Source organism: Acidovorax sp. (assembly GCF_046291265.1).
Taxonomy (GTDB): domain Bacteria; phylum Pseudomonadota; class Gammaproteobacteria; order Burkholderiales; family Burkholderiaceae_C; genus Acidovorax.
In genome coordinates this window covers 1-6237 of the sequence record NZ_JBKBTV010000117.1, presented here as the reverse complement: position 1 = coordinate 6237, position 6237 = coordinate 1, and the positions used below count along the sequence as shown (strand labels likewise).

The following is a 6237-nucleotide window of genomic DNA, read 5'->3' as shown; positions in this document are numbered from 1 at the left end:
AAAATGATTCAAACCGGTACATGCGCGACCACTCCAGCGCCGTGCTGGAACACATCAACACCACAAGGCCCAGCCAGAAGATGGACCGGCGCGCCATCGGGCTTGCCGCGCCTGCGATGGTCTCCCCGCCCCGCATCCAACGTGCCAGCGACGACAGCCACGCGCGCACGCCCGCAGCCACGCACCACCACACGGAGAAACCCAACGCAAAGTAACTGCCATCCGACAGCCAGGCGCCAAATCGGCCCGCCCAGTTGGCAACCAGGCGCGAGTCACTGGCGCCGGAGGTCGACCAGGCGGCATCCTGTGCGGAGTAACTGACCAGCGCCAGCAGCCAGAAAACAAGGGCCAAAAGCCCCAGGACCAGGCCAATCTCATGGCCAAAACGGGCGGCGCCCGTGCGAGGCGGCGACTTGGCCGCGGCGGAGGCGTTCAGGGTATTGAGGGAATAGGTCATAGGCGTGCCGGGGGAGCTTACCGCAAGCTCTGGAGGCCATTGGCGCTCGAACGGGCGCGATCAGCTCAGCGCGTTCAACCGGTCCTTCAACAACGTGGCGCCTGTGGGAAGCAGTTCAATAAAGCCGCGCTCCTCCAAGTCCTTCATGACCCGGCTGACCATTTCGCGGGAGGCCCCCACCATCTTGGCCACGTCCTGCCGGGAGATTTTTTCTTTGATGATGAGCTGGCCTTGTGCATCTGGAGCGGCAAAGTCCAGAAGTGCGTGCGCGACGCGCCCATACACATCCAGCAGCGCGAGCGACTCGATCTTGCGATCTGCATGGCGCAGTCGCTTGACCAAGCCGCGCATCACCACCAGTGACATGGACGCGTTCTCCGTCAGGCAACGGGCAAACTCGGTACGCCCCAGCATCAGCACATCGGTCTGCACCTCGGCCCGCACGGTGGCCGAATGGGGTTCGTTGTCGATGATGCTCATCTCGCCCAGGTAGTCACCCTGCGCCAACGTGGCCAGGATCACTTCGCGCCCCCGGCTGTCCGAGGTCATCACGCGGGCACGGCCCGTGAGCAGAATGAACAGGGCATTGGATTTTTGCCCCTGCTCTACCAGGGGCTCTCCACGCTTGAAGCGGCGCTTGATCACCGCACCACTGATCACCTCGGCCTGGGCTACCGTCAGCAGCGAAAACAAGGGCACCCGGCGCAACAGGTCCAGATTGGACAACATCGTCGACATGCAAACATCTCCTCTCAGGGGCGCGACCCAACCGGAGCCGCAACGGGTTATCAATGGGTTCTTACAATCACCGTGATTGAAAAAGGGGCCTCTCGCTCGAGTGGCCGCCGGTTGATACTCGGCGGGTCAACCCCCAGCTTTCCCAACAGCGCCCCATGTAGCGAGCGCAAAACACAGGCTTTTACCATGTCCACCACCCAACACGCGAAAGTTCTGATCCTCGGCTCGGGCCCTGCGGGCTACACCGCTGCGGTCTATGCCGCCCGTGCCAACCTGAACCCCGTGCTCATCACCGGCATGGCCCAAGGCGGCCAGCTGATGACCACGACCGAGGTAGACAACTGGCCCGCGGACGTGCACGGCGTGCAGGGTCCGGACCTGATGCAGCGTTTTCTGGAGCACGCCGAGCGCTTCAAGACGCAGGTGATCTTCGACCACATCAACAAGGTCGATTTCAGCCAGCGCCCCTTCACGCTGACTGGAGACAGCGGCACCTACACCTGCGACGCGCTGATCCTGGCCACGGGTGCATCGGCCAAGTACCTGGGCCTGCCTTCGGAAGAGGCCTTCATGGGCAAGGGCGTGTCGGGCTGCGCCACTTGCGATGGTTTCTTCTACCGCGAGCAAGATGTCTGTGTGGTCGGTGGCGGCAATACGGCCGTGGAAGAAGCGCTGTACCTGTCCAACATCGCCCGCAAGGTCACCCTGGTGCACCGCCGCGACAAGTTCAAGGCCGAACCCATCCTGGTGGACAAGCTCAATGACAAGGTCGCGGCCGGCAAAATCGAACTCAAGCTGTTCAACACGCTGGATGAGGTGCTGGGCGACAACACCGGCGTAACCGGCATTCGCATCAAGAGCACCAAGGACGGCAGCACCGAAGACATCAAGCTGCAAGGCTGCTTCATCGCCATCGGCCATGCGCCCAACACCGAAATCTTCCAGGGCCAGCTGGAGATGGAGAACGGCTACATCATCACCCAGGGTGGCCTCAAGGGATTTGCCACCCAAACTAGTGTGCCGGGCGTGTTTGCCGCGGGTGACGTGCAGGACCATGTGTACCGCCAGGCCATCACCAGCGCAGGCACGGGCTGCATGGCCGCGCTGGACGCCCAGCGCTTCCTGGAACAAGAGTCTTGATGAAAAACTGGGCCGCAGGCTATAATCTGCGGCTTTGCTGAATTCGGCCCGTTTTTGCGGTCCTCCGAAACAGGCAAATCAATCGGGTTACCGCCACCCTTTCTGGCGAGGTGAGGCCGCAAGCCAACCTGGGCAAACAAGCCCAGGGCCCAGCGAACGGCCGTTAAAAAGTATCGGAGTGTCCTCATGGCACGCGTCTGCGACGTAACGGGCAAGAAGCCCATGGTCGGGAACAACGTTTCCCACGCCAACAACAAAACCAAGCGCCGGTTCCTGCCGAACCTGCAATACCGCCGTTTCTGGGTCGAGACCGAAAACCGCTGGGTTCGCCTGCGTGTTTCGAGCGCTGCCCTGCGTTTGATCGACAAGAACGGTATCGACTCGGTGCTCGCAGATCTGCGCGCACGTGGTCAGGCTTAAGGAGAAGCACCATGGCAAGCAAAGGCGGACGCGACAAGATCAAGCTGGAATCCACTGCGGGTACCGGTCACTTCTACACGACGACGAAGAACAAGAAGACCATGCCCGAGAAAATGCTGATCATGAAATTTGATCCAAAAGCTCGCAAGCATGTGGAATACAAGGAAATGAAGCTGAAGTAATTCAGCCTCTTTCCCTGAAAAAGCCGCCCGACGTTAAGTCTGGCGGCTTTTTTATTGGCTCAGCTCCGGACGAGGCAAACGCCCTCCACCATTGCCCGTTCAACGAAAGGAAGATCCACACCCGCCACTCCGCATACTGCTCAGGCCTCGCCAGAAGCTTTGGCAGCAACCAGCCGCACAGGCGCAAAAAAGCCGCTGCAGGCACTTGGCCCACAGCGGCTTTTTGGAATGCTGCGTCTGCGAAAAATCGGCTCGTCAGACCCGCGCAGCGCGCAGGCTGATCGAGAAATCCCGCAGCGCAGCAATGCCGCTTTCCTCAGCCCGACGGCACCAGGCCTGCAAATCGGCCGTGAGTTGCTCGCGGGACTGGGACGTATTGAGCCACAACTGCCGCAGCTCTTCACGCATGGTCACCATCTTGTCTAAAGCCGGGTGGGCAGCGCGGGCCTGTGCGAGTTGCGGCAGGGCCACCGCAGGCACCTTTTCCACATCACGGTGCAACCAGCGCTTGGCGGCCTTCAGCACCGAGGCATCCGCCTGACGCGCCTGCAGGGCGGCGATCTCTTCCTTGCACGCCTGGCGAACACCCCGTGCGTAACCCGCCATCACTTCGTATCGATTGGCGATCAGGGCTTCCAGCGTTTTCTCATCGGCCACGGGCTTCACATCGCCCAATTGCAGCTTGGGCGGCACCTTTTTGACCGTGGCCCAGCCGATTTTCTTCATCAGGCTGATGTAGGCCCAGCCAATGTCAAACTCATACGGCTTGACCGAAAACTTGGCCGACGTCGGGTAAGTGTGGTGGTTGTTGTGCAGTTCTTCGCCACCAATGATGAGACCCCAGGGCGACAAATTGGTGCTGGCATCCTGGGCTTCAAAATTGCGATAGCCCCAGTAGTGCCCAACGCCGTTGACCACCCCCGCTGCCCAGAAGGGAATCCACAGCATTTGCACGGCCCACACGGCGGCACCCAGCGCGCCGAATAGCGCCAGATTCAGGATCAGCATGAGGCCCACGCCTTGCCAGCCGTAGCGGGTGTAGACATTGCGCTCCATCCAGTCATCGGGCGTGCCGTGGCCGAACTTCTTCATGGTTTCCATGTTTTGGGACTCAGCGCGGTACAACTCCGCGCCACGCCACATCACGGTGTTCAGTCCCCGGGTCTGGGGGCTGTGCGGATCGTCCACGGTTTCGCACTTGGCGTGGTGTTTGCGGTGGATGGCCACCCACTCCTTCGTGACCATCCCCGTGCCAATCCACAGCCAGAAGCGGAAAAAATGCGAGGGAATGGCGTGCAGGTCGAGCGAACGGTGCGCCTGAGCGCGGTGCAGAAAAATCGTGACCGCAGCGATGGTGATGTGGGTCGTCGCCAGGGTGTACAAAATCACCTGCCACCAAGCCAGGCTCCACAACCCATGGCCCAGCCAGTCAATGGCAGCGTTCAACACAGCCCAATCGGGTAACAGCATAGTCAGAAAGCCTTACGTCACAGAGAACCCGCTCACTAACGGACCGGGCATCTGATTTTAGAGTGGTGCCCGCCGAAACGGTTCAGCGGCATCCACGGTATTTACATTGATTTCACGTCTTTGGAGCCCTAACTCAGCTCTTTTTACTCCAAACAGCGGCAAAAAATCCATCCGTCTGGTGGATGTGGGGCCAAAGGCGCAGATATCTACTGCCAGACTCACCGCCGCTGCACAGGCCCTTGGCACCTTCCACCTTGAGCTGCTCGAGCAGATCACCCGCATCCACCCACTCGAAATCAGGGTGGGCGGCGCTGAAGGCCTCGGCGATGGCCTCGTTTTCCTGCGGCAAGATGCTGCAGGTGGCGTACACCAAGCGGCCACCCGGTTTGAGCAGGCGGGCGGCGCTGTCGAGGATGGCGGTTTGTTTCGCGACCAGCTCCTCTACCGCTTTGGCCGATTGGCGCCACTTGAGGTCGGGATTGCGCCGAAGCGTGCCCAAGCCCGAACAAGGTGAGTCCACCAGCACGCGGTCGATCTTGCCCGCCAGGCGCTTGACGCGGTCATCGCGCTCATGCGCAATGGCGGCGGGGTGCACGTTCGACAGGCCACTGCGGGCCAAACGGGGTTTCAATGCGTCCAGACGGTGGGCCGACACGTCGAAGGCATAAAGACGTCCCGTGCTGCGCATGCCGGCCCCGATGGCCAATGTCTTGCCACCCGCACCCGCACAGAAGTCCACCACCATCTCCCCGCGCTTGGCGTCAAGCAGCAGTGCCAGCAGTTGCGAGCCTTCATCCTGCACTTCGATGGCGCCACGTGTGAACGCATCCAGTTTGGTCAGTGCGGGCTTGTCGTCGATGCGCAGCCCCCAGGGCGAATAGGGCGTGGGGCTGGCCTTGATGCCGGCCTTGGCCAGTTCTTTTTGCACATCGGCGCGCTTGTCTTTGAGGGCATTGACGCGCAAATCCAGCGGGGCGCTCTGGGCCAGGCTCTCCACCAGGGGCCAGAAACCCGTGCCCAGTTGGTCCTTGAGGGGTTTGACCAGCCATTCGGGCAGGTTGTGGCGGTGGCGCTCCATCAGGTCGTCAGGCTTCACGGCGTCGCACTGGTCGAGCCAGTTTTTCTCCTGATCCGTGAGGGCACCATTGAGAAAATCGCGCGGGCCGTAAAAGCCCAAAATGGCCAATCGGCGCTCTTTGGGGCCCGATCCAGACGGGGCCATGTGGTCAAACAACAGCTTTTTGCGCAGCACGGTGTAAACCGTTTCGGCCAGCGTGGCGCGCTCGCGGGGGCCAAGGCCCCGGTTGTCGCGGAAGAAACGTGACACCACCGCGTCGGCGGGGTGTTCAAACGTGAGAGTGAGCCTGACGAGTTCGGCGCAGGCGTCTAAGAGAACTTTGGGATGCATCCGCCAATTGTCCCACTGTAGTCGGATCCATCCCCAACCACACGACTGCTTCAAGCCACCGGTGTCGATCAGAACCGCTTGTCAACGCGTGTAGACCGGCTCAAACGCATAGCGCTGAATCTCTTTCAAGCTGGGAGATTCGCCTGCCCACAACGCGAGCGCAGGGCCCGGCAGGCTCAGATTGCGCTCCATGGACCGACACAGGTGGTACCGGCTTTCATCGTCCATGCCTGGCAGCTCCAAGAACACCAGATAGGCACGACGTTGCGGATGCTCTCGCAGGTTCTTGCGCACCAGCCAGCACCGGGTCAGCGGCGCGCAACGGGCCAGTTCCGATTGCAGCTCGGCCAGTTCAAAAGAGCTGAGGTCGTGCCGCACGATCTGGCTGAAGAACGAAGTGCCTGACAACTCTTCCCACGCCC

The 6237-nt window shown here is 61.1% G+C and carries 7 protein-coding genes and 1 pseudogene; 3 read left to right on the top strand and 5 right to left on the bottom strand.

Going from position 1 to position 6237, the window contains the following annotated elements:
• Both ACK41V_RS23105 and ACK41V_RS23100 read right to left on the bottom strand, forming a co-directional pair.
• A partial coding sequence (locus ACK41V_RS23105; protein WP_409785938.1) for a DNA translocase FtsK 4TM domain-containing protein occupies window positions 1-457 on the bottom strand: 457 nt, incomplete at its 3' end.
• A gap of 60 nt (window positions 458-517) precedes the next feature.
• A complete protein-coding gene (locus tag ACK41V_RS23100) occupies window positions 518-1195 on the bottom strand; it encodes a Crp/Fnr family transcriptional regulator (RefSeq protein WP_409785936.1) in 678 nt (225 codons plus the stop codon).
• 186 nt (window positions 1196-1381) lie between these two features.
• On the opposite strand from ACK41V_RS23100, the gene trxB reads away from it, so the two are divergent.
• The 3 genes from trxB to rpmG all read left to right on the top strand — a co-directional run bounded on the left by trxB (window position 1382) and on the right by rpmG (window position 2937).
• Window positions 1382-2335, top strand: coding sequence for a thioredoxin-disulfide reductase (gene trxB, locus ACK41V_RS23095; protein WP_409785934.1), 954 nt, complete (start codon window positions 1382-1384; stop codon window positions 2333-2335).
• A gap of 186 nt (window positions 2336-2521) precedes the next feature.
• Window positions 2522-2755 (top strand): 50S ribosomal protein L28, encoded by a 234-nt coding sequence (gene rpmB / locus ACK41V_RS23090; protein WP_007859763.1) that lies wholly within the window; start codon window positions 2522-2524, stop codon window positions 2753-2755.
• A gap of 11 nt (window positions 2756-2766) precedes the next feature.
• Window positions 2767-2937 (top strand): 50S ribosomal protein L33, encoded by a 171-nt coding sequence (gene rpmG / locus ACK41V_RS23085; protein WP_008904999.1) that lies wholly within the window; start codon window positions 2767-2769, stop codon window positions 2935-2937.
• A 255-nt stretch (window positions 2938-3192) separates the two neighbouring features.
• Here the strand turns inward: rpmG and ACK41V_RS23080 are convergent, their stop codons facing one another.
• The 3 genes and pseudogenes from ACK41V_RS23080 to ACK41V_RS23070 form a co-directional block, all read right to left on the bottom strand.
• Entirely contained in the window at window positions 3193-4407 is a 1215-nt protein-coding gene (locus tag ACK41V_RS23080) for a fatty acid desaturase (protein WP_409785930.1), read from the bottom strand.
• A 133-nt stretch (window positions 4408-4540) separates the two neighbouring features.
• Entirely contained in the window at window positions 4541-5815 is a 1275-nt protein-coding gene (locus tag ACK41V_RS23075) for an RsmB/NOP family class I SAM-dependent RNA methyltransferase (RefSeq protein WP_409785928.1), read from the bottom strand.
• An 81-nt stretch (window positions 5816-5896) separates the two neighbouring features.
• Window positions 5897-6237 (bottom strand): annotated as a pseudogene (locus ACK41V_RS23070) (peptidase M48); the annotation flags it as partial.